General features: G+C 56.8%; 23 protein-coding genes. 11 read left to right on the forward strand and 12 right to left on the reverse strand.

Translation table 11 applies throughout. The features are described 5' to 3' along the window. Positions 1-206: 206 nt before the first annotated feature. Positions 207-1,898 carry an acyl-CoA dehydrogenase family protein gene (locus tag AC2FH9_RS18820; RefSeq protein ID WP_496872579.1) on the reverse strand — a complete coding sequence of 564 codons (1,692 nt, stop codon included), beginning with the start codon at positions 1,896-1,898 and terminating at the stop codon, positions 207-209. Between the two features lie 144 nt (positions 1,899-2,042). Between AC2FH9_RS18820 and AC2FH9_RS18825 the strand changes: the two genes are divergently transcribed. After that, positions 2,043-2,807 (forward strand): sulfite exporter TauE/SafE family protein, encoded by a 765-nt coding sequence (locus tag AC2FH9_RS18825; RefSeq protein ID WP_496692203.1) that lies wholly within the window; start codon positions 2,043-2,045, stop codon positions 2,805-2,807. Here AC2FH9_RS18825 and AC2FH9_RS18830 read toward each other — a convergent pair. The 3 genes from AC2FH9_RS18830 to AC2FH9_RS18840 form a co-directional block, all read right to left on the reverse strand. Then, positions 2,804-3,346 (reverse strand): hypothetical protein, encoded by a 543-nt coding sequence (locus AC2FH9_RS18830; RefSeq protein WP_496698419.1) that lies wholly within the window; start codon positions 3,344-3,346, stop codon positions 2,804-2,806. The genes AC2FH9_RS18825 and AC2FH9_RS18830 overlap by 4 nt on opposite strands. A 36-nt stretch (positions 3,347-3,382) precedes the next feature. After that, the gene (locus tag AC2FH9_RS18835) at positions 3,383-3,760 is read right to left on the reverse strand and encodes a hypothetical protein (RefSeq protein ID WP_246097302.1); all 378 of its coding nucleotides are present in this window, start codon (positions 3,758-3,760) and stop codon (positions 3,383-3,385) included. 273 nt (positions 3,761-4,033) lie between these two features. Beyond that, positions 4,034-5,632 carry a phosphoenolpyruvate carboxykinase gene (locus AC2FH9_RS18840; RefSeq protein WP_142639267.1) on the reverse strand — a complete coding sequence of 533 codons (1,599 nt, stop codon included), beginning with the start codon at positions 5,630-5,632 and terminating at the stop codon, positions 4,034-4,036. A 347-nt stretch (positions 5,633-5,979) separates the two neighbouring features. Between AC2FH9_RS18840 and AC2FH9_RS18845 the strand changes: the two genes are divergently transcribed. Genes AC2FH9_RS18845 through AC2FH9_RS18875 form a run of 7 tightly spaced genes read left to right on the forward strand, consistent with a single transcriptional unit; the run spans position 5,980 to position 11,403 of the window. After that, positions 5,980-6,684, forward strand: a complete 705-nt coding sequence (locus AC2FH9_RS18845) for a response regulator transcription factor (RefSeq protein WP_142639269.1) — start codon at positions 5,980-5,982, stop codon at positions 6,682-6,684. A 32-nt stretch (positions 6,685-6,716) separates the two neighbouring features. After that, positions 6,717-8,435 carry a sensor histidine kinase gene (locus AC2FH9_RS18850; RefSeq protein ID WP_496750787.1) on the forward strand — a complete coding sequence of 573 codons (1,719 nt, stop codon included), beginning with the start codon at positions 6,717-6,719 and terminating at the stop codon, positions 8,433-8,435. Positions 8,436-8,439: 4 nt separating this feature from the next. Next, positions 8,440-8,910 carry an HPr kinase/phosphorylase gene (locus tag AC2FH9_RS18855; RefSeq protein WP_496707234.1) on the forward strand — a complete coding sequence of 157 codons (471 nt, stop codon included), beginning with the start codon at positions 8,440-8,442 and terminating at the stop codon, positions 8,908-8,910. Then, positions 8,895-9,788 carry an RNase adapter RapZ gene (rapZ, locus tag AC2FH9_RS18860; RefSeq protein WP_271951311.1) on the forward strand — a complete coding sequence of 298 codons (894 nt, stop codon included), beginning with the start codon at positions 8,895-8,897 and terminating at the stop codon, positions 9,786-9,788. Before AC2FH9_RS18855 ends, rapZ begins: the two co-directional genes overlap by 16 nt. Then, positions 9,785-10,198: a PTS sugar transporter subunit IIA gene (locus AC2FH9_RS18865; protein WP_496872582.1), complete on the forward strand. Its 414-nt coding sequence runs from the start codon at positions 9,785-9,787 to the stop codon at positions 10,196-10,198. The genes rapZ and AC2FH9_RS18865 overlap by 4 nt, the downstream gene beginning before the upstream one ends. Then, entirely contained in the window at positions 10,195-10,464 is a 270-nt protein-coding gene (locus AC2FH9_RS18870; RefSeq protein WP_142639277.1) for an HPr family phosphocarrier protein, read from the forward strand. The genes AC2FH9_RS18865 and AC2FH9_RS18870 overlap by 4 nt, the downstream gene beginning before the upstream one ends. A gap of 39 nt (positions 10,465-10,503) precedes the next feature. Further along, positions 10,504-11,403, forward strand: a complete 900-nt coding sequence (locus AC2FH9_RS18875; RefSeq protein WP_271951305.1) for a lysophospholipid acyltransferase family protein — start codon at positions 10,504-10,506, stop codon at positions 11,401-11,403. Between the two features lie 65 nt (positions 11,404-11,468). Here AC2FH9_RS18875 and AC2FH9_RS18880 read toward each other — a convergent pair whose 3' ends face one another. After that, on the reverse strand, positions 11,469-12,344 hold the full coding sequence (locus AC2FH9_RS18880; protein ID WP_496698409.1) for a 3-hydroxybutyryl-CoA dehydrogenase: 876 nt from the start codon (positions 12,342-12,344) through the stop codon (positions 11,469-11,471). A 162-nt stretch (positions 12,345-12,506) separates the two neighbouring features. Between AC2FH9_RS18880 and AC2FH9_RS18885 the strand changes: the two genes are divergently transcribed. Then, on the forward strand, positions 12,507-13,328 hold the full coding sequence (locus tag AC2FH9_RS18885; protein ID WP_496702987.1) for a DUF6473 family protein: 822 nt from the start codon (positions 12,507-12,509) through the stop codon (positions 13,326-13,328). A gap of 61 nt (positions 13,329-13,389) precedes the next feature. Here AC2FH9_RS18885 and AC2FH9_RS18890 read toward each other — a convergent pair whose 3' ends face one another. The 6 genes from AC2FH9_RS18890 to AC2FH9_RS18915 all read right to left on the reverse strand — a co-directional run bounded on the left by AC2FH9_RS18890 (position 13,390) and on the right by AC2FH9_RS18915 (position 17,696). After that, complete coding sequence (locus AC2FH9_RS18890; RefSeq protein WP_142639283.1) at positions 13,390-14,319, reverse strand: electron transfer flavoprotein subunit alpha/FixB family protein; 930 nt, start codon at positions 14,317-14,319, stop codon at positions 13,390-13,392. Continuing rightward, positions 14,319-15,077 carry an electron transfer flavoprotein subunit beta/FixA family protein gene (locus AC2FH9_RS18895; protein ID WP_271951297.1) on the reverse strand — a complete coding sequence of 253 codons (759 nt, stop codon included), beginning with the start codon at positions 15,075-15,077 and terminating at the stop codon, positions 14,319-14,321. The genes AC2FH9_RS18890 and AC2FH9_RS18895 overlap by 1 nt, the downstream gene beginning before the upstream one ends. A gap of 264 nt (positions 15,078-15,341) precedes the next feature. Further along, complete coding sequence (locus AC2FH9_RS18900; RefSeq protein WP_281973486.1) at positions 15,342-15,914, reverse strand: cob(I)yrinic acid a,c-diamide adenosyltransferase; 573 nt, start codon at positions 15,912-15,914, stop codon at positions 15,342-15,344. Then, positions 15,915-16,118 (reverse strand): twin transmembrane helix small protein, encoded by a 204-nt coding sequence (locus AC2FH9_RS18905; RefSeq protein WP_142639289.1) that lies wholly within the window; start codon positions 16,116-16,118, stop codon positions 15,915-15,917. It lies immediately after the preceding gene. Between the two features lie 80 nt (positions 16,119-16,198). Continuing rightward, positions 16,199-17,026, reverse strand: a complete 828-nt coding sequence (locus AC2FH9_RS18910) for an SDR family NAD(P)-dependent oxidoreductase (protein ID WP_496872585.1) — start codon at positions 17,024-17,026, stop codon at positions 16,199-16,201. A 67-nt stretch (positions 17,027-17,093) separates the two neighbouring features. Next, positions 17,094-17,696: an SH3 domain-containing protein gene (locus tag AC2FH9_RS18915; protein ID WP_246097307.1), complete on the reverse strand. Its 603-nt coding sequence runs from the start codon at positions 17,694-17,696 to the stop codon at positions 17,094-17,096. 201 nt (positions 17,697-17,897) lie between these two features. Here AC2FH9_RS18915 and parC point away from each other — a divergent pair, with 201 nt between their 5' ends. Continuing rightward, the gene (parC, locus tag AC2FH9_RS18920) at positions 17,898-20,246 is read left to right on the forward strand and encodes a DNA topoisomerase IV subunit A (RefSeq protein WP_496872586.1); all 2,349 of its coding nucleotides are present in this window, start codon (positions 17,898-17,900) and stop codon (positions 20,244-20,246) included. 95 nt (positions 20,247-20,341) lie between these two features. Further along, positions 20,342-20,932: a hypothetical protein gene (locus AC2FH9_RS18925; protein WP_281973483.1), complete on the forward strand. Its 591-nt coding sequence runs from the start codon at positions 20,342-20,344 to the stop codon at positions 20,930-20,932. Here the strand turns inward: AC2FH9_RS18925 and AC2FH9_RS18930 are convergent. Continuing rightward, positions 20,929-21,125 (reverse strand): hypothetical protein (locus AC2FH9_RS18930; protein WP_496692212.1); only part of this gene is annotated, 197 nt, incomplete at its 5' end. The genes AC2FH9_RS18925 and AC2FH9_RS18930 overlap by 4 nt on opposite strands.

A 21,125-nucleotide genomic window follows, 5' to 3' on the forward strand; every position in this document is an offset into this window, starting at 1 on the left:
CGCTGGTTCGTGATCAATCGCTGATCTACCGGGATAATCGACGCAGTGATAGGGGGAAGTTTGTGCTGCGGCTGGTCATGGTCGAGCGTGGACATGAGGGCAGGTATCAATAATAATACTGGGAACAGAAGATTGTAGTATTGCGGGCAAAAAAAACCCGGCGCGTGCGCCGGGTCGAGTTGGGGAAACAGGATTGCCGTAACAGGTCAGCCCAGCAGACGCCGCGCGATCACCTGTGCCTGAATTTCGGCAGCCCCTTCAAAAATATTGAGAATACGTGCGTCACACAGCACGCGACTGATCTTGTATTCCAGTGCAAAGCCGTTGCCGCCGTGGATCTGCAGGCCGTTATCGGCAGCAGCCCAGGCCACGCGGGCGCCCAGCAGCTTGGCCATCCCGGCCTCAAGATCGCAGCGATGACCGTTGTCTTTTTCCCAAGCCGAGAAATAGGTCAGCTGTCGTGCGATCATGATCTCGACGGCCATCATCGCCAGCTTGCCGGACACGCGGGGGAAGTTGATCAGCGACTTGCCGAACTGTTTGCGGTCCTGCGCATATTGCATGGCGATGTCCAGCGCGCTTTGGGCCACACCGATGGCGCGGGCTGCGGTCTGGATGCGGGCGGATTCGAAGGTTTCCATGAGCTGTTTAAATCCCTTGCCTTCTTCGCCACCCAAAAGGTTCTCACCCTTGACCTTGAAGCCATCAAAGCCCAGCTCGTATTCCTTCATGCCGCGGTAACCCAGCACTTCAATCTCACCGCCAGTCATGCCGGGGGTGGGGAAGGGGTTGTCGTCCGTGCCGGGCGTCTTTTCCGCCAGGAACATCGACAGGCCGCGATGATCGGAGGTGTCAGAGTTGGTGCGTGCCAGCAAAGTCATCACATGGGTTCGCGCCGCATGGGTGATCCAGGTCTTGTTGCCGGTGATCTCGTAATCACCATCCGCATTCTTGACCGCACGGGTGCGCAGGCTGCCCAGGTCCGAGCCCGTGTTGGGTTCGGTGAAAACAGCCGTCGGCAGAATCTCGGCGCTGGCGATCTTGGGCAACCACTGCGCTTTTTGCTCATCCGTTCCACCGGCAATGATCAGCTCGGCTGCGATCTCGGACCGGGTGCCCAGCGATCCGACGCCGATATAGCCGCGCGACAATTCTTCGGACACCACGCACATCGAGGCCTTGGAAAGACCAAACCCTCCGAACTCTTCGGGGATGGTCAGGCCAAATACACCCATCTCGGCAAGCTCCTCGATGATCTCCATCGGGATCAGCTCATCCTTAAGGTGCCAATCATGGGCGTTTGGTTCGACTTTTTCCTGGGCATAGCGGCGGAACTGGTCGCGGATCATTTCCAGTTCTTCGTCCAGGCCCGACGTTCCGAACATCGTGGCACCGGCCTGTTCTTCCATCAGTTCAACCAAGCGACCGCGTGCGGCCTGTGAATTGGCCTGTGCCATCAGTGTCTGAACTTCGGCGCATTGGAAACCGGACAGCGCGTCCCAGCCCAGACCCATGTCCTGAAGACGCAAAATCTCGCCCTGGTTCATTGGGATGCCGCCCGCGACCTGATGCAGGTATTCACCAAAGGCGATTTGGTGCAGCAGCTGTTCGATCTCGCCGAATTTGCCTTCTGCCTCCAAAGCATCGGCCCAGCGTTGCATCTGCTGCAGCGACTGGTTGTATGTTGCCAGCCATGCCAACCCATGAGCGGCGGTCTGATTGGCCTCGATCAGAGCACCGGACACGCGACCATCTTCTGTCACCATCGCGCGGACCGACTCGCGGGCGCGTTCGAATACGGTGTCCACGGCGGGCAGAGCCGCACGTGTCAGCGTTAGAAGCTCGGGCAAAATCGCGGATGTAATCATCTGGGTCATATCCTGTCCGTCATGGGCCATGAATCAGCTTTCTCCTAAAGTCGTCTGGTCATATCATGCTGCACGTGCAGCGCAACAAAAATACGAATTATGCGACTAAAAAGTTCTAAAGTTGCTTGATCATTTTTGCAGTGCAGCACCCGTCAGGAGTGATATCAGGGGGACATGACGTTGTTTTCTATGCTCTCTGCCCAAGAACTGCTGCTGGCCTGTGGGGTTGCCTTCATTGCCGGTTGGGTCAAAGGCATGGTCGGGTTTGCCATGCCAATGGTTCTGATCTCGGGGCTGAGCATGTTCCTTTCGCCGGATATGGCGATCGCGGGGCTTATTCTGCCAACCCTGGTGACAAATGGGGTGCAGGCATTGCGCGGGGGTGTTCCGGCCGCCGTGTCCTCGATCCGTCAGTTCCGTGTATTTCTGGTTGTCGGGTTGGTGTTTCTGCTGATTGGTGCTCAGTTGGTCAGCGCTGTGCCAGCATCAACTTTTTTGTTGATGATTGGCATCCCGGTGACAGTCTTTGCATTGATCCAGGTATTGGGTCTGCGTCTGAAATTGGCCAGCCCATCTGCCCGAATAGAGGCCATGATCGCCGCGGTTGCAGGCTTTGTCGGGGGGATGTCTGGAATTTGGGGGCCACCAACCGTGGCCTATCTGACCGCCTTAAACACCCCGAAAGCGGTGCAGATGCGTGTGCAGGGGGTCATCTATGGTTTGGGGGCGTTGGCGTTGCTGTTCGCGCATATGGGCTCCGGGATTTTCCGCGCCGAAACCGCTCCGTTCTCGGCTGCTTTGGTGCTGCCGGGGCTTGCGGGCATGTGGGTGGGGTTGCAACTGCAGTCGCGCATAGATCAGGCGCTGTTTCGAAAGATCACCCTGTTCGTGCTGCTTATCGCAGGGCTGAACCTGTTGCGGCGCGGGCTGATGGGCTAGGCACGCCGATCTATCGCGCGCAGCGTGAAATAGAGCCCCAGCATCAGAAAGAACAGGCCCGAGATATCGCCGATCAGGAAGGCGATATATTCCAACCCACCGCTGCCAAAAGCCAGATTGGTCAGCACGGACACCAATATTGACGTGACGATCCCGACCCCCATGACGCAGGACCAGCATGGTTTGCGGTCCGGGTGGGGAAACAGATCGAAGCCGACCCATTTGCATAGGTAAAATACAGCAGGAACGGTTGTGACGGCGATTGCAATGGCGGCCAGACGGTTGGGCAGGAAGACGTCGCTTCCGCCGAGAAAGGCAAACACAAGAAAGACCCCGGGCAAGAGCGCAAAAATCGCCCGCCACCCCAACAACCAAGCAGAGAGCACACGCACACCATGCGGGAGAAACAGCAAGCTGGCCTTGCTGGGATATTCGGGGAAGAATACGTTCTGCAGTGGCATCAGAACCTCGAACGTAAGGAACGAGGCAATCACGTAGGCCAGTGAGGCAAAGAACGTTTCAGAGGCCCATCTGCGCACGGCGGTCAGCCAGCAATGCGCAGATCAAACGCTTTACTACTTAGGCGCATGCACAACATACCGTCCACGGTTCGCGCTACCGCTTTGTGACAAATACCCCTTCTGCACCAGCGACTTCAGCGCACGAAAAAAGGTCGGGCGCGAGACGCTTTGCACAAGCGTGTGTTCAATCAACCCAAATGTCCGAACTTCCTGGTCAGCTTTGGACAGTTCTTCGGCGGCGTAATAGATATCGCGCTCTACCGGTGAGAGTTGTTCCAGCCCCAACGTGCGCTCCATGCTTTGCATCAGTTTGCGCAGTTCGGTCAGTTTCAAGATTTCAGTCATTTCGTTACCTGTCGTTTCCCATGTCACGCGCTGCGACAAAGCAGCGGTATGAGACGAACTGAAATCTGAATGTTCAGAAAGTCTCATATTGACACTCATCCCCATTGGCATACACTTGCTATCTGATTAGGTTTCTCAATTCGCGAATGTGAGCGCGCGGCTGAGTTACCCAAGGTATTTTTAGACAACGCCCGGCGCGATTGCGTCGGGCGAATTTGTCTTAATGACATCATTGGATAGCTTAAACCGGCAAATCGGGCAACGAATTTGTAAGGACACCTTACGTTAGACGTATAAGGACGATTGCCAACAGATGTGCTGTCCGAAAAAAAGGGGAGAGGTTTGCCCCCTTTTGCAACATTAACCGATTGCTACGGCTTTGATGTCTTCGTCGATGAAAGGCAGATACTGCTCAAAGTTTTCAGCAAACATCTGAACCAACTTCTCAGCCTGTTTATCGAAAGCGGCCTGGTCGTCCCAGGTGCGACGCGGATCCAGCAGAACTTCGGCGACACCGGGGACGGAAACCGGCACATCAAAGCCAAAATTCGCATCCTTGCGGAATTCCGCATCCCGAAGCGATCCATCCAGAGCGGCAGTCAGCAAACCGCGGGTCGCACGGATCGGCATCCGGCTGCCAACGCCATAGGCGCCGCCAGTCCAGCCGGTATTCACCAGCCAGCAGGTCGCGCCGTGCTGGGCGATCTTGTCGCGCAGCAGGTTGCCATAGACTTCTGGGCGACGCGGCATGAACGGCGCGCCAAAGCATGTCGAGAATGTGGGTTGGGGCTCGGTCACGCCGCGCTCTGTGCCAGCAACCTTCGAGGTGAAGCCCGACAGGAAGTGGTACATCGCCTGAGCGGGGGTCAGCCGCGCAATCGGGGGCAGAACACCAAACGCGTCACAAGTCAGCATGATGATGTTCTTCGGATGCCCGCCCAACGCGCTTTTCGAGGCATTGGAGATATACTCGAGCGGATAGGCGCAACGCATGTTTGCGGTCAGCGAGTCATCTTCGAAATCCAGCTCCTTGGTCTCGGGATCGAAAACCATATTCTCGATCACGGTGCCGAATTTGCTGGTGGTTGCATAGATCTCGGGTTCGGCCTCGGCGTTCAGGTTGATCGTCTTGGCATAGCACCCGCCCTCGAAGTTGAAAGTGCCACGGTCTGACCATCCATGTTCGTCATCGCCAATCAAGGTGCGGGCCGGATCAGCGGACAGGGTGGTCTTGCCAGTTCCCGAGAGGCCAAAGAAGACTGCGGTATCAACGGGATTGCCGACCGCGTGGTTCGCCGAGCAATGCATCGGCATCACGCCTTTTTCGGGCAGCATGTAATTCAGCAGGGTGAAGACGGACTTCTTGTTTTCACCGGCATATTCTGTGCCGCCGATCAGAATCAATTTGCGGTCGAAGTTCAGTGCGATCACTGTCTCGCTACGGCAGTTGTGCTTGGCCGGATCAGCCTGGAAGCTGGGACAGTTGATGATTGTGAAATCCGCGATGAACTCATCCAGGTCTTCACGATCCGGGCGGCGCAGCAAGTGACGGATGAACAGATTATGCCATGCCAGTTCGGTGACCATGCGCACGTTGATCGAATAAGCGGGGTCGGCGCCACCGACTAGATCCTGCACAAAATAGTCACGACCCTTCATGTGCTCGATCATATCGGCATAAAGCGTTTCGAAACCCTCGGGGCTCATCTCGGCGTTGTTTTCCCACCAGATCGAATCGGCGACACTGTCGGTGCGGACAACATGTTTGTCCTTGGGAGAACGGCCAGTGAACTTGCCGGTACTGACAAGAAAAGCTCCGCCATTGCCAAGTGTACCTTCACCCCGCTTGAGGGCTTCTTCAATCAGTGCCGGTTCCATGAAGTTGTAATAGACATTGCCCAGACCCTCGATGCCCTGATCTTCGAGGCGGAATTGCGGGTTCACCCGTCCAGATGTCATGTTTGTCTTCTCCTGTGGCGGCGCGGCGGCAGATTGGCCAAGGTGCGCTCTTGGGGCAGTGTACCGGGAAAACCGGCGATTGGGCGGGTCTTATCATGGTCGTTTAGTGCGTGAACAGGACGGTTTGGCGCAGTTAGCGCAACCAAGTTCAGGTTTAGCGCCACCATGTTTTTTCTGCAGGAAATACAGACACTTTTCGAAGGCCATTAACGGCTTTTTTGCCGCATGTGTGTGACAACAATCGCACGATTCGTAGATGGCGATTGATTCGCGGCCATAAAAACGACAAAAATGCCCTACAAATAAGCGAATTGTTTCGTATGAGAGCAGGAATAGGGGTTAACCCGATGTCAAAGATTGCACTGGTGGATGACGACAGGAACATTCTGACGTCCGTATCCATGACGCTCGAAGCCGAGGGTTTCGAGGTAGAAACGTATAACGACGGGCAGGCTGCTCTGGATGCGTTTAACAAGAAGCTGCCCGATATGGCAGTGCTGGATATCAAGATGCCGCGTATGGATGGCATGGATTTGCTGCAGCGACTGCGGCAGAAGACTCAGATGCCGGTGATCTTTCTGACTTCGAAAGATGACGAGATCGACGAAGTTCTGGGTTTGCGCATGGGTGCTGATGATTATGTCAAAAAGCCCTTTTCGCAACGGTTGCTGGTAGAACGGATACGGGCCTTGCTGCGCCGTCAGGAAGCGACCTCGGGTGATCCCGTGGCTGCCAACACAGGCGACGCCAAGGTGATGGAACGGGGCGAATTGCGGATGGACCCCTTGCGCCACGCGGTGAGCTGGAAGGGATCGGATGTCTCTTTGACAGTGACCGAGTTCTTGCTACTGCAGGCCTTGGCGCAGCGTCCGGGATTTGTCAAAAGCCGCGATCAGCTGATGGATGTTGCCTATGACGATCAGGTCTATGTAGATGACCGCACGATCGACAGCCACATCAAGCGTCTGCGCAAAAAGATGCGCGCTGCTGATCCGGAGTTTTCGGCCATCGAAACGTTGTATGGTATTGGGTATCGGTACAACGAAGAATAAGCGTGGCCTAAGTTAAGGGGTTACTGGGTCTCGTGCGCGATACTGAGCAAGAAAACGAGTTACGCGACGGTGACGTCGTTCTGGGGGATGACTGGGTCATCCCCCAGAACGACGATTCCGCCGAACTCAGGGCCAGACGCGGCCGCCGCAATCTGTTTTCCCTGCGGGGCTCGCCTCTGGCGCGCAAGATCATCACATTCAACATGATTGCATTGGTGATTCTGGTCACCGGATTGCTATATCTGGATAATTCGCGAGAAGAACAGGTGCAGCAAACCGCCCGGAACCTGGTTGGTGATGCGCAGTTGGTCAGCAACGTATTTGAAACCCAGCTGCGACAGAATGTGACTGGCATTACCCGCGACGCGGCCATCCTGGATGTCAAAGATACGTTGGCTGGTCTCAGCCTGCCGGTCGGCGGTGAAGTCTTTGTTTACGATGCTCGTGGGACGCTGATTGGTTGGACGCGCGGCGCGCCTGCGGTCTCAGAGATGCCGGTCATGCTGCGCTCAGAAGCTGATGCGCAGACTGGAAGCACACTGATCAGTGATGCCTTGAACGCGGTCTGGACCGGGCTGTCCAAAGTGTTCAAGCAAGATGAAACCAGCGAAGCGCCAACCTTGGCCCAACGCGTTCAGGCCATAATTCCACAGGCGCTGACCGGGCATATTCAGGTTCAGGCGGTTCAGGATGACGCAGGCGAAACGGTTATCGTTGCTGCGGCCCCGATCCAACTGGATGGAAAGCCCGTTGGCGCGGTTGCCATGGCCGGTCCCGCCGGAGAAATCGACGCATTGGCCCGCCGTGATCAAGAGCGGATCCTGCGCATGTTCGTCGTGGCGCTTTTGGTGTCAGTCGGATTGAGCCTTGTCCTAGCATCGACCATCGCCAACCCGTTGGCCGACTTGGCATCCGCCGCCGAGATGGGCAAAGACCGCGGTGCGGGGGTCAACCCGGGCCGCATCCGCATCCCCGATCTGAGCGCGCGACCGGACGAAATCGGACGACTCAGCCGAGCTTTGCGCGGCATGGTTACCGCGCTGTACAACCGGATTGATGCAAACGAACAATTCGCGGCAGATGTGGCGCATGAGATCAAAAACCCCCTAGCCAGCCTTCAATCCGCTGTGGGCACGTTGCGCATGGTTAAAAGAGACGACCAGCGCGACAAGCTGATGGGGGTGATCGAACATGATGTCCGTCGGCTGGATCGTCTGGTCAGCGACATTTCGAACGCCTCGCGCCTGGATGCCGAACTGGTCAAGGAGGAAGAGCAGCCATTTGATTTGTTGAACCTGATCGGAAACCTCGGTCAGTATCTGGGCGAGGATGCGCGCGCCAAGGGAATCGATTACATCACTGATCTGCCGCCCGAACCAATCACCGTGACCGGGCTTGAGGCGCGATTGGCGCAGGTGTTCGTAAACCTGATCACCAATGCGATTTCCTTCTGCGAAGAAAGCGATGCCATACGTGTGTGGGTACGCCGGCGCGAGGATCGGGTTCTGGTTGTTGTTGAAGACACCGGCCCAGGCATCCCCGAGCAAGCCCTGACCAAAGTGTTCAAAAGGTTCTATTCCCAGCGGCCAGCCGAGCATTTCGGCAATAATTCGGGGTTGGGTCTGGCAATTTCCAAGCAGATCGTCGAGGCGCATGGCGGGGTGATTTGGGCCGAAAATATCCGCCCGACCGAAGCGGACATAACATCAGACCCTCAAGGCGCGCGATTTGTCGTGGGCCTGCCGGTTTGATGCGGTGAGCACGTCCGCACTCTCCTCTGTTGAACACCATGATACTGCCATCGTTCACGCCTCTTGCGTCGCGGTAGCAGACCGTGCTGTTTTGATCGTGGGGCCTTCGGGCACCGGGAAGTCAGCGCTGTCTTTGCAGATGATGGCGTTGGGGGCCGATCTGGTCGCGGACGATCGGGTTCGGTTGTATATGGATGGCAATCTCGCCCTGGCAGAGGCGGCTCCAAATATCGGTGGACTGATCGAGGCAAGAGGTCTTGGCCTGTTGCGGGCAGTCTCGGTTGGGCCGGTGCCGGTTGGCTTTGTGGTGGACATGGCGCAAGAAGAACCCGAGCGCCTGCCAGAACCCCGTTCAATTCTTATCCTGAGGCAAACTGTTCCCTTGCTTCGGGGCGCTGGCGTCTCCAATTTACCAGCAGCGCTCTTGCTACTGATGAAAAACGGGTGTGCAGACCCGGAATGGCCCAATCAATGACGACCCAAAGACGCATCGTACTTGTCACCGGCCCATCCGGCGCAGGCCGGTCCACCGCAATCCGTGTGTTAGAGGATCTGGGGTTCGAGGCCATCGACAACCTTCCCATGGGTCTTTTGCTGCGTCTATTAGACGGGCCAAAAACCGACCGTCCCATGGCGCTGGGTATTGATGCGCGCAACCGCGATTTTTCCACGATTGGCGTCATCGAATTGCTGGCTAAGCTTCGGTGGATGGAACAGGTTGACCTGACCACGCTTTATCTCGATTGCAGCGATGAAGTCCTTCTGCGTCGGTATTCGGAAACCCGCAGACGTCACCCGGTGTCTGCGGATGCCAGCCCTGAAACCGGAGTGCGCCAGGAAAAAGAGTCGCTGGCCCCAATTCGTGAACTTGCAGATACGTTGATCGACACCACGCCACTGAATGTTCACCAACTGCGCGAAGAGGTTGAGCGCTGGTTTGCACCTCAGGGTGGGCGGCATCTGGCGGTAACCATCGAATCATTTTCCTATAAGCGTGGCTTGCCTCGCGGATTGGATATGGTCTTTGACTGCCGTTTTCTCACCAACCCGTACTGGCGTCCCGAGCTACGGGCCGAAGATGGTCGCAATTCGGATGTGGCGAGCTATATTCAAACCGACGCGAACTATGCGCCTTTCTTCGAAAGGGTGGTTGACCTGCTGACTTTGTTGTTGCCCGCCTACCGGGCCGAGGGCAAAGCCTACCTGTCCGTGGCCTTTGGCTGTACCGGAGGGCAACACAGATCGGTTGCAATGGCCGAAGCGGTTGCAAAGGCCCTTGCAGAAGGGGGGCAGCAAGTGGCAATTAGGCATCGCGAAATGGAAAGACGATCGTTGAATGTGAGGCCGGATTGATCGGGATCGTACTCGTAGCACATGGTGGGCTGGCCAAAGAATATTTGGCCGCGATGCAGCATGTGGTCGGCAATCAGCCCGGCCTGGCCGCGATCTCGATCGAGGCCGATCATGATCGCGAAGCGAAGCAATCGGAAATCTGTGCGGCCGCCGACAGTGTTGATGTTGGTGACGGTGTTGTCGTCGTGACCGATCTGTTTGGCGGAAGCCCGTCGAATCTCAGCCTGCGTGCCTGCGCGCCGCAGGATCGCCGTATCCTTTACGGCGCAAATCTTCCCATGTTGATAAAACTGGCCAAATCCCGCCACCTGCCGATTGGCGAAGCCGTGCGGCAGGCAATGGAAGCTGGACGTAAGTATATCAATGCGCAAAATGTGACGTTTGACGAGAACCGGACAGAAAAAGAATGACCACCCGAAGCTTGAAAATTATCAATGAAAAGGGCCTGCATGCCCGTGCCTCGGCCAAGCTGGTCGAGTTGGTAGAAGGGTTCGACGCTCAGGCCGAGGTGTCGAAAGATGGGCTTTCCGCATCCGGCGACAGCATTATGGGTCTTTTGATGTTGGCAGCGTCTCGCGGAACGACTATTGACGTCGAGACGTCCGGACCGGATGCTGAGGCGTTGGCTGATGCGTTGGAGACTCTGGTGAACGACAAGTTCGGAGAAGGTTTCTGACCGCACCCGCCGTGATACGAAGAACGGGATAACCAGGAATTGGCGGAAACAACGCACGAGACCAAGACAGGCCCGGTGGTGGATGGGACCAAGGACCAGGGCGAGATTTATGATCGTAAGACCCTGACCTACGCAAACTCGTTCGACGACCCTTGGACTGCAACAGCGATCCGCACCATTGAATGGTGTACGGGTAAGTTGACCATTTTGGGTATGGTTAACAAGTTCGAGAAGCAGAATGAACAATTCCGCGGCCAACGGTTCTGGGCAGGTGCGCTTAACATAATGGGCATCGACCTGACCACGCCAGAGGAACAGATCGCGCGTATTCCGAAAACGGGGCCCGTGGTCGTCGTAGCCAACCATCCCCATGGCATGGTCGACGGCATGATTCTGGCAGAGCTGATCGGCAGGGTCCGCAGCGACTATCGGATCTTGACCCGTTCGGTTCTGACAGGTTTGGACGAGGCGGCGACGTCGTTCATGATTCCGGTGCCCTTCCCGCACGATCCCGAGGCACAGGCCAAGATGCTTGAGATGCGCGGCAATGCGATGGAGCATCTAAAAAACGGGGGCGTTGTGGCCTTGTTCCCTTCAGGCGTCGTGATGTCTTCGGATGACTGGTTCGGGCCGGTGATCGAGCGTGAGTGGAACGTGTTCACGGCCAAAATGATCCGTAGATCCGGCGCGCAGGTCCTGCCGATCTTTTTCCCTGGCAGGAATTCGCGTGCCTACCAGATCGCCAACAAGCTTTCTGCGATTCTGCGCCAGGGTTTGTTGCTGCACGAGATCGTTCGATCCTGCAACAAACCGCAATCCCCGGTGATCGGAGAACCGATCTCGGATGAGGATATGCAGCTGCTGGAACGAGATCCGCGCGGCTTTATGGCTTGGCTCAGAAAACACACGCTGGGTCTGGGGCAGGCAACCAAGCTCTGACCTGCAATTTCACCTGATCAGGACAATCTCGTGGCTGCGCCCGGATGAATTCCGGGCGGTGGCCTTTACCGGGTCGGCACTGGGGCATCGCCCCGATAGTCATAAAAACCACGCTGCGTTTTACGTCCCAGCCAGCCCGCTTCGACATATTTAGTCAACAGCGGACAAGGGCGATATTTGGTATCGGCCAATCCATCATGCAGCACGTTCATAATGGCCAAACAGGTGTCCAGGCCGATAAAGTCAGCCAGTTCTAGTGGTCCCATCGGGTGGTTTGCGCCCAATTTCATCGATTGGTCAATCGACTGAACATTCCCCACGCCTTCATACAGGGTGTATACGGCCTCGTTGATCATCGGCATTAGGATGCGGTTGACAATGAAAGCCGGGAAATCTTCGGCGCTGGCGGCGGTTTTGCCCAGGCGGTCTACAACGGCCTTACAGGCAGCAAATGTTGGTTGATCCGTAGCAATGCCCCGGATCAGTTCAACCAGTTGCATCACCGGAACTGGGTTCATGAAGTGAAAACCCATAAAGCGTTCGGGCCGGTCTGTTCGGCTCGCCAGACGTGTGATCGAAATAGATGACGTATTTGACGTCAGGATAGTATGCGGTTGCAGATGTGGCAGCAAACTTTCGAAAATGGCTTGTTTGACGGTCTCACGCTCGGTTGCGGCCTCGATCACCAGGTCAGTCTGGCCCAGCTGTGGCAGCTCCATTGTGGTCGTGATGCGTTTCAGCGCGGATTGCATCTCCTCATCCGAAATTTTTCCGCGCGATGCCTGGCGCGCCATATTTCCTTCAATCGTCGCCATGGCGCTGTTCAGCGCGTCCTGGCTAACGTCGTTCAGCAGAACGTCATATTCCGCCAAAGCCAGTACGTGGGCGATACCATTGCCCATTTGGCCTGCGCCAATCACTCCGACTGATTTTACATCCATTTTTTGATGCCTCTGTGCCACGGGGTAGGATGACACTATCGGCAGATCGGGGCGGGCGGCAAGGGGATCAGACCGTTCGACTTTGCTTCAAATGCGCACATTAGGAGATTCTCAAGACTTGCGGCTGCAAGATGGCATCCGGGTGAAAATTGGGTGAGTGATATGAGCTATCATCAAGCTGGCTCGGGGCGACTCGAGCATGACGTGTGCCAATACGGTGAGTCACGATTGTGGTTTCGTGGACCAATGCGTTCGCTGGAAACGTCATTTGTGGCCTGCGCAGGTGGGACCGAAACATTCGGGCGATTCGTCGAGCAGCCATTCGCGGCAGTTCTCGAAGAGAGGTTGGACAGGCGATGCCTGAATTTCGGAAGTCTTTTTTGCGGCGTAGATGCGCTGTGCGATGACACGGAGTTGAAGGGTTTACTGAACCAAGCAGAGCTCTGCGTGGTGCAGCTTAGCGACATATTGGGGCAGTCCAATCGATTCTACCGGGTTCATCCCCGACGCAACGACCGTTTTCTGGCTCCAACAGAGGATCTGAAATCTCTCTATCCCGAGATCGACTTTGCCGATGTCCATTTCGTACATCACCTGATGATTTTGTTGCAGGGCCGCAATGATGCGCGGTTCGAGGTAATCGCAGAAGAGCTGCGACGGAATTGGATCGACCGCATTGGGGGGCTTGTTGAGGCGCTTGAAGCGCCTGTTGTCTTGTTGAATTTGCAGGTCCTGCGTGAGGCAGAAAGTGATCAGCCCAAGCACGGTGCTGATATTCGGATCACGCCACAGATGATCGAGGCCCTGCGCCCTCTCAGCGCCGAGATCGTTGAGGTGACGGTCAGCGTGTCGGGGCAGTCCGATGAGCTTGAAGATATGCTGTTTGGAACACTGCAACAGCCCATGGCGGAATATATGATAGGTCCTGCGGCACACAGGTCGATTGCTGACGCCTTGGTCGGTCCGATCAGAAACCTGCAATGAAAAGGGCCCGCCGATGGCGGGCCCAATGCAAGATTCTTCGTTGAAAAGTCTAGCCCGTTGATCAGCCGAGTTTCTCAGTCAGTTCCGGAACGGCCTGGAACAGGTCGGCGACCAGACCGTAATCGGCAACCTGGAAGATCGGCGCTTCTTCGTCTTTGTTGATCGCCACGATGATTTTCGAGTCTTTCATACCTGCCAGATGCTGAATCGCACCCGAGATGCCGACAGCGACATACAGATCCGGGGCAACAACCTTGCCGGTCTGACCCACCTGCCAATCGTTCGGAGCATAGCCCGAGTCGACTGCGGCGCGCGATGCGCCTACTGCGGCACCCAGCTTGTCAGCGAGACCTTCGATCAGCTTGAAGTCCTCTTCAGAACCGACACCACGGCCACCCGACACAACAACGCCAGCCGAAGTCAGCTCGGGGCGGTCGCTTGTAGCTACCTTGTCTTCGACCCAGGACGATAGACCGGGGTTCTCGCCGACCGAGATGGTCTCAACGGCTGCCGAGCCATCTTCGCCCGCAGCATCAAAACTTGCGGTTCGGAAAGTGACGACTTTTTTGGCGTCCACAGATTTGACGGTCTGGATCGCGTTGCCCGCATAGATTGGGCGTTCGAAGGTCGAGCCGTCGACGACACCGGACGCGTCCGAGATGACCATGACGTCCAGCAGCGCGGCAACGCGCGGCATAACGTTCTTGGCATCGGTGGTGGCGGGGGCAACGATGTGCTCATAACCATCAGCAAGACCTACGATCAGCGCAGCAGTGGATTCTGCCAGGCGATGGCCCAGCGATTCGTCCTCGGCGACCAGAACCTTTGAGACGCCGGTGATCTTGGCGGCAGCTTCACCGGCAGCAGCAGCGGAACCGCCTGCGGCCAGAACGGTTACATCACCCAGTGCCTTTGCTGCGTTTACAGCTTTGGCGGTTGCGTCCAGCGCCAGTTCACCATTGTTGACTTCGGCGAGAAGAAGAACAGCCATTACACAGCCCCCGCTTCTTTGAGTTTCGCGACAAGCTCGTCTACCGAGCCGACGATGATGCCAGCGGCACGTGCCTGTGGTTCTTCGGTTTTGACGACTTCCAGGCGCGGCGAGACGTCGACGCCGTAATCAGCGGCGGTTTTCTCGTCCAGCGGCTTTTTCTTCGCCTTCATGATATTGGGCAGCGACGCGTAACGGGGCTCGTTCAGGCGCAGGTCCACGGTCACGATTGTCGGCATTTTGACGCTGATGGTTTGCATGCCACCATCGACTTCGCGAGTGATCTTTGCGCTGTCGCCGTCGATGTCGATGTCGGACGCAAAGGTGCCTTGTGACCAGCCCAAAAGTGCTGACAACATCTGACCAGTTGCATTCATGTCGTTGTCGATAGACTGCTTGCCGCAAAGAACGATACCGGGCTGCTCTTCCTCGACCACTTTGGCCAGGATCTTGGCAACGGCCAGGGGTTCGATGTCCTGGTGGACATCATCTGCAGCAATGACCAGGATGGCACGGTCCGCGCCCATGGCCAGCGCAGTGCGCAGTGTTTCCTGGGCTTGTTTTACGCCGATAGAAACAACGACGACTTCGTCTGCCTTGCCGGCTTCTTTCAGACGGATTGCCTCTTCGACAGAAATTTCGTCGAACGGGTTCATCGACATTTTGACATTGGCGAGATCGACACCGCTGCCATCCGCTTTGACGCGAACTTTAACGTTATAGTCAATCACGCGTTTGACAGGCACGAGTACCTTCATTTTGCGCTAGCTCCTCACAAAAAACGGCAAGCCGCGTCGCGACTCCACCAATGTTCATGAGGGCTTGAATAGCGATTCAATTCAGGCGGCAACAGGGCAAAATCGTCACGTCATCTGCAACGGACGTCGCGTTTTGCTATTTTTGACGTGACCAAGCACCACACACCCACCCAAAAGGCAGGAAGCTATCGGTTTGCGCCCGCCCGTCGGACCGGGGCTTCGCCCTTCCGGTCGCCGCCGCGTCCACTGGACGCAACGCCGCTTTCAGCGGTTCGCGCCCGGAACCCACAGAACATCTTCGGTTCCGTTTTCATTGGCACAACGGGCTGCGACGAAGAACCAGTCGCTCAGACGGTTCAGGTACTTGACTGCGGTTTCGTTGACCGGCTCCATGTTGGTCAGCTCAACCGCAAGCCGTTCGGCCCGGCGAGATACGGTTCGACATACATGCAGATGCGCCGCAAGACGCGAGCCACCGGGCAGGATGAAACTGCGCAGCGGTTCCAAGGCTTCGTTCATCGCGTCGATTTCAACCTCGAGCCGGTCAATCTGCGAGGGCACGATGCGCAGAGGCGGATAGTCTGCTTCGGCATCCTTTTCCATGTCGGGACGACAGAAATCCGCGCCCAGATCAAACAGGTCATTCTGAATGCGGGCGAGTGCAGCTTCGACATCCCCGTCTGCCTCGGTCCGGGCGACGCCGACAAAGGCGTTCAACTCGTCAACGGTGCCATAAGCGGTGACGCGGCCCGAGTATTTGGCAACGCGTTCGCCATTGCCGAGTGCGGTTTTGCCATCATCACCGGTGCGGGTGTAAATCTTGTTCAATACGACCATTTACTGACCTCCCTGACCGCGCAGCCAGACGTAAAGCACGATCAGAATCACGGCGATGAACTGAAACAGGATACGCAGGCGCATATACTTGTTGCTTTTCAGTGCCGCGTCCCTGCCGCTTTTGCCAAAATTCGAGATGCCAAGCGCCAATACGACGACAACCGCCGCCATGGCCAAAAGCAAAATGACCATCATTAGGTCCATGAGTACACCGTCCGCGTTTCTGTTTGCCTAGGGCTATCATCTAGCCCCGTGCGTGCCAAAAGCGAACGGGTTATTTCGCCTCAGACCCCTGCAAGGATGCGGTCAATCGCACGTGTCGACAGGATGCGGCGCAAACAACCGGCGATAAATGTAGGTGTTGTCACATAGTATCGGGGGCGCGGGCGCTTGGATTCTACGGCGTGGGCCAGCTTGGTCGTAACCGCTGATGCGGGCAGTTCAAACCGATCCGGCCCCGACGATTCATACAGTCTTTTCAACAAAGAGGACTCATAACGCTCGCGCAGGGCCGAGTTTTGCCAGTTGATGAACCGCTCGAAGAACGGGATTGAGTTTTCGCGGATTTTAGATGTGATCGGGCCGGGTTCGATCAAAATGACCTTGATCCCCGTATCAGCCAGTTCCAGGCGCAGTGTATCCGTCAGCCCTTCGATTGCATATTTCGTGGCCACATAGGCGCCGCGCCACGGATAGGCCACCAGACCCAGCACCGAAGAGTTCTGAACGATTCGCCCGTGTCCTTGACTGCGCATAATCGGGATGACCTGCCTGGTCAGTTCGTGCCAGCCAAAGAAGTTCGCCTCGAAAATCTGACGCAGGCCTTCGGTCGGCAGGTCCTCGACCGCGCCGGGCAGGCCATGTGCGCCATTGTTGAACAGCACGTCCAGGGTGCCTCCGGTGGCCTCCAACACTTCGTTCAAACCCGAGGATATGCTGGCCGTGTCGGTATAATCAATGCGCGGGCTTTCAAACCCCTGCGCCCGCAACCGGTCGCAATCGCGCTGTTGTTTGCACGAGGCAAACACGCGCCAACCCCGCGCGCGCATCCCATGCGCCGCATCCAGTCCGATGCCCGATGAGCAGCCAGTAATTAAAATGGTCTTCTGCATGATTTTCCCGATTCTGAACCAGCCCAAGCTAGGGTGCACAGAGTATGGGAACAATCATTGCTCCACGTCAGTCTGGTGTTTTTCTGACCAAAGAGGTCGAAATCCACCCCACCTGTTGCTGCGGCAACACGCGCAGTCGCAACCATCCGGTGCCCGAGTCACTTAGCACCTCGACCTTCTGGCCGATGCGCGCTTTGCCAACAATCGGGTAGATCGTTCCAGGGCCGTCACGCATGTTCACGCGGGTCCCGGAGATTTCCCGGATATCTTTCCTGGGTTCAGGCTGGGCGGCGGGTTCAGGCTGCACGTCCTTGGTGATTTGCTTCAGGCCAGTCACACCGTCTTCCAGAGACGCAAGCGTGATGCTGGCAGTCTGATCGTCAAACACCGAAAGCGCGTTGAAAGTGTCCAGACTGGCGGGTTCTGCGACAATCGCTGCGACTGCTGGCTGGGGATCAATCGGGCGCTCGCGCACGACCGGCGAGCGCATAGCGACATTTGTCACAAGCTCTTTTGCCGGAGACGGTGCTACGGTTTTGGGGGCCGCTTTCGAGGCGACTCGCACAGGCTGTTCCGATCGCACACCGCGCGGCTCGAAATTAGGCCCGCCACTCATGACGTAAAAGCACCAGCCAAGTGCAGCGAAACTCATTACAATCAGGCGCGTCATGGCGCATCCCCCGGTCGATCAATCAAAACAAAAAAAGGCAGCAGACTAATGTCAGACATCCTAGCATAATTCGCGACCCAAGTCGAAAAACGGGGGAAATCGGGGGGTTGCCTCCCCCTGTTGCAAAAAGCGCCACTTGTCCCCAGTAAAATATGTCTTGCTTGCTTTACCCGCGCGCCCTTGCGTCGTATCACATCATCTATGAATGATACGATCGACGACCCCAATATGGTGGCCCCCGAAAACGGGGGCGAAGTAGCCGAACCGCTGCGCCGCGCGATTGGTGAACGTTATCTGACCTATGCGCTGTCCACCATCATGCACCGGGCCTTGCCCGATGCACGGGATGGTTTGAAGCCGGTGCATCGGCGAATCCTCTATGCGATGCGCGAACTGCGACTGAGCGCGACGGGTGGCTTCCGTAAATCGGCGAAGATCTCTGGTGACGTGATGGGCAACTATCACCCGCACGGCGATGCCGCGATTTATGACGCGATGGCGCGTTTGGCGCAGGATTTTAATGTGCGCTATCCGCTGGTCGACGGGCAGGGGAATTTCGGCAATATCGACGGCGATAACCCGGCGGCCTCTCGTTATACCGAGGCTCGGATGACCATCGTGGCCGAGGCTCTGCTTGAGGGTCTGAACGAGGATGCTGTCGATTTCCGTGACAACTATGACGGCACGCTGACCGAACCGGTGGTTCTGCCCGCGCAATTTCCGAATCTGCTGGCCAATGGTTCCAGCGGTATTGCGGTGGGCATGGCGACGAATATCCCGCCACATAACATCTCGGAACTGTGTGACGCCTGTTTGCATCTGATCAAGACGCCGGATGCGCGCGACGATACGCTTCTGAACTACGTGCCCGGACCGGATTTCCCAACCGGTGGCGTAATCGTTGAACCGCCTGCGAATATCGCGCAGGCCTATCGCACCGGGCGCGGGTCATTCCGCCTGCGCTGTAAGTTCGAGGTCGAGGATCTGGGCCGCGGTCAGTGGCAGATCGTCGTCACCGAAATTCCCTATCAGGTTCAGAAATCGAAGCTGATCGAAAAGATCGCCGAGCTGATTCAGACCAAGAAAATCCCGATCCTTGGCGACGTTCGTGACGAATCCGCAGATGACATTCGCCTGATCCTTGAGCCGCGTTCCAAGAACGTGGACCCCGAGGTGCTGATGGGCATGCTTTATCGTAACTCAGACCTTGAGGTGCGGTTCAGCCTGAACATGAACGTGCTGATCGACGGGGTGACGCCCAAAGTCTGCTCGATGAAAGAAGTGCTTCGTGCCTTCCTTGATCATCGGCAAGAGGTTCTGCTGCGCCGGTCGCGCCACCGTCTGGGCAAGATCGACCATCGGCTGGAGGTGTTGGAGGGCTTTATCATTGCCTTCCTGAATCTTGACCGCGTGATCGACATTATCCGCTATGACGATGACCCCAAGGCTGCGCTGATGCGCGAAGACTGGGGCATCGACCATGTCCGCGCCACCAATGAGGCCGACTATGTCTCGCCCACACCGGGCGAGGGCGAGCTGTCCGAGGTTCAGGTCGACGCAATTCTCAACATGCGTCTGCGCAGCTTGCGCCGTCTGGAAGAGATGGAGCTGGTTCGCGAACGCGATGAGCTGATGTTGGAACGTGCCAATCTCGAAGATCTTCTAGCCGACGAAAGCCTGCAATGGGCCAGCATCGCCGAGCAGTTGAAAGAGACCAAGAAAACGTTCGGCAAGGATTATGAGGGCGGCGCGCGGCGCACCCAGTTTGCCGAAGCCGGTCAGGTCGAAGAGGTCCCGCTTGAAGCGATGATCGACCGCGAACCGATCACGGTTGTCTGCTCTCAGATGGGCTGGATTCGCGCTATGACCGGCCATATCGACCTGAACCGTGAGTTGAAGTTCAAGGATGGCGATGGGCCACGGTTTATCTTCCATGCGGAAACCACCGATCGGCTGCTGGTCTTTGCCTCGAACGGTCGATTCTATACCATCAGTGCCGCGAATCTGCCCGGCGGTCGGGGTATGGGCGAGCCGCTGCGCCTGATGGTCGACCTGCCGAATGAGGCGCAGATAATCGACATCCTGATCCACAAACCGGGGCGCAAGCTGCTGGTGGCCTCGGATGCGGGTAACGGCTTCACCGTGCCCGAGGATGACGTGCTGGCACAGACCCGAAACGGCAAACAGGTGCTGAACGTCAAAGGCGACGAAACAGCGATTATCTGTAAGCCGATCGAAGGTGACCACGTTGCAGTGGTTTCTCAGAACGGCAAGTTTCTGGTCTTCCCGACCGAGGAACTGCCTGAAATGACCCGCGGCAAGGGCGTTCGCCTGCAAAAATACAATATGGCGCGCGGGCGGCAGGGGACGCTGGAATTGGACGGCGGGCTGTCAGATATCACCACCTTCAACTGGGAAGAGGGCCTGAAATGGTCCATGGGTGGCGACAAGACCCGGCACGAGGCAGATCTTTCGCAATGGCTGGCCAAGCGTGCCAGCGTCGGGAAAAAGCCGCCATACGGCTTCCCGCGTGATTTTAAATTCTCCTGATCAGGCCCGGTCACAGAGGATTTATGCCGATACGGCTTGGCACAAGCCGTATCGGTGCGTTAGATCAAAGAAAAACAGGCCTATCGAGACGAGACATGTTGCGCATTTTGACACTGATCACCGGATTGGCCCTAATGGGCGCCTGCACCCAAACGCAGGTTTACGAAGAGCCTGAGTCGCTGGGCGAATTCAAGTTGCGGGTAAACTATGCCTTTGCCGATAAGGCGGTGCAGGGGCCGGTAAGCCGGGATGCGACGCCCGACGAATGGACTGCTGCCATTCAAAACGCGTTGGACATCCGCCTTGGGCGCTATACGGGTGCTCAGGAATACGACATCGGCATCAGCCTCGAGGGCTACATGCTGGCCCCTCCCGGAATTCCGGTGATCTACAACCCCAAGAGCACTGCGATTGTTCTGGTCAATGTTTATGACGTGAACAAGAAAGAGTTTCTTGCCAAAGGTAAGCAATTCCAGGTGCTGGAAGACACAACCGGCGGCAGTGCCCTGAAAGGGTCGGGTCATGAACGGACGAAACAAGAGCAAATGAGCGGGCTGGCTCTGAAAGTTGCGGACCGAGTCGAAGAATGGTTGGCCGAGGAACATTTGGAAAACGGTTGGTTCGACCGGCGTCCCGAACTGATCCAGCCACTCGATTCAGGTGAAGCAACGCAAAATCCGGCTTAAAGAACGGCATTTCCCGCAGGATGTGCTTGATTTTCTCCTTTGAACCCAATATCTCGCGCGCGCAGATGTAACCACGGGACCAAGGGTCCCCCAAAGCACAAAAGGGCGCCTGAGGAATGGCAAAGGAAAAGTTTGAGCGTAATAAGCCGCACGTCAACATTGGCACGATTGGGCACGTTGACCACGGCAAGAC

The sequence above is a fragment of the Ruegeria sp. CDSC081 genome (assembly GCF_059610485.1).

Bases quoted from the DNA above. Each gene is read 5' to 3' on its own strand.
- AC2FH9_RS18820 (WP_496872579.1), bottom strand. From the start codon at position 1,898: ATGGCCCATGACGGACAGGATATGACCCAGATGATTACATCCGCGATT.
- AC2FH9_RS18825 (WP_496692203.1), top strand. From the start codon at position 2,043: ATGACGTTGTTTTCTATGCTCTCTGCCCAAGAACTGCTGCTGGCCTGT.
- AC2FH9_RS18835 (WP_246097302.1), bottom strand. From the start codon at position 3,760: ATGAGACTTTCTGAACATTCAGATTTCAGTTCGTCTCATACCGCTGCT.
- AC2FH9_RS18840 (WP_142639267.1), bottom strand. From the start codon at position 5,632: ATGACATCTGGACGGGTGAACCCGCAATTCCGCCTCGAAGATCAGGGC.
- AC2FH9_RS18845 (WP_142639269.1), top strand. From the start codon at position 5,980: ATGTCAAAGATTGCACTGGTGGATGACGACAGGAACATTCTGACGTCC.
- rapZ (WP_271951311.1), top strand. From the start codon at position 8,895: ATGGCCCAATCAATGACGACCCAAAGACGCATCGTACTTGTCACCGGC.
- AC2FH9_RS18870 (WP_142639277.1), top strand. From the start codon at position 10,195: ATGACCACCCGAAGCTTGAAAATTATCAATGAAAAGGGCCTGCATGCC.
- AC2FH9_RS18880 (WP_496698409.1), bottom strand. From the start codon at position 12,344: ATGGATGTAAAATCAGTCGGAGTGATTGGCGCAGGCCAAATGGGCAAT.
- AC2FH9_RS18885 (WP_496702987.1), top strand. From the start codon at position 12,507: ATGAGCTATCATCAAGCTGGCTCGGGGCGACTCGAGCATGACGTGTGC.
- AC2FH9_RS18890 (WP_142639283.1), bottom strand. From the start codon at position 14,319: ATGGCTGTTCTTCTTCTCGCCGAAGTCAACAATGGTGAACTGGCGCTG.
- AC2FH9_RS18895 (WP_271951297.1), bottom strand. From the start codon at position 15,077: ATGAAGGTACTCGTGCCTGTCAAACGCGTGATTGACTATAACGTTAAA.
- AC2FH9_RS18900 (WP_281973486.1), bottom strand. From the start codon at position 15,914: ATGGTCGTATTGAACAAGATTTACACCCGCACCGGTGATGATGGCAAA.
- AC2FH9_RS18905 (WP_142639289.1), bottom strand. From the start codon at position 16,118: ATGGACCTAATGATGGTCATTTTGCTTTTGGCCATGGCGGCGGTTGTC.
- AC2FH9_RS18910 (WP_496872585.1), bottom strand. From the start codon at position 17,026: ATGCAGAAGACCATTTTAATTACTGGCTGCTCATCGGGCATCGGACTG.
- AC2FH9_RS18915 (WP_246097307.1), bottom strand. From the start codon at position 17,696: ATGACGCGCCTGATTGTAATGAGTTTCGCTGCACTTGGCTGGTGCTTT.
- parC (WP_496872586.1), top strand. From the start codon at position 17,898: ATGAATGATACGATCGACGACCCCAATATGGTGGCCCCCGAAAACGGG.
- AC2FH9_RS18925 (WP_281973483.1), top strand. From the start codon at position 20,342: ATGTTGCGCATTTTGACACTGATCACCGGATTGGCCCTAATGGGCGCC.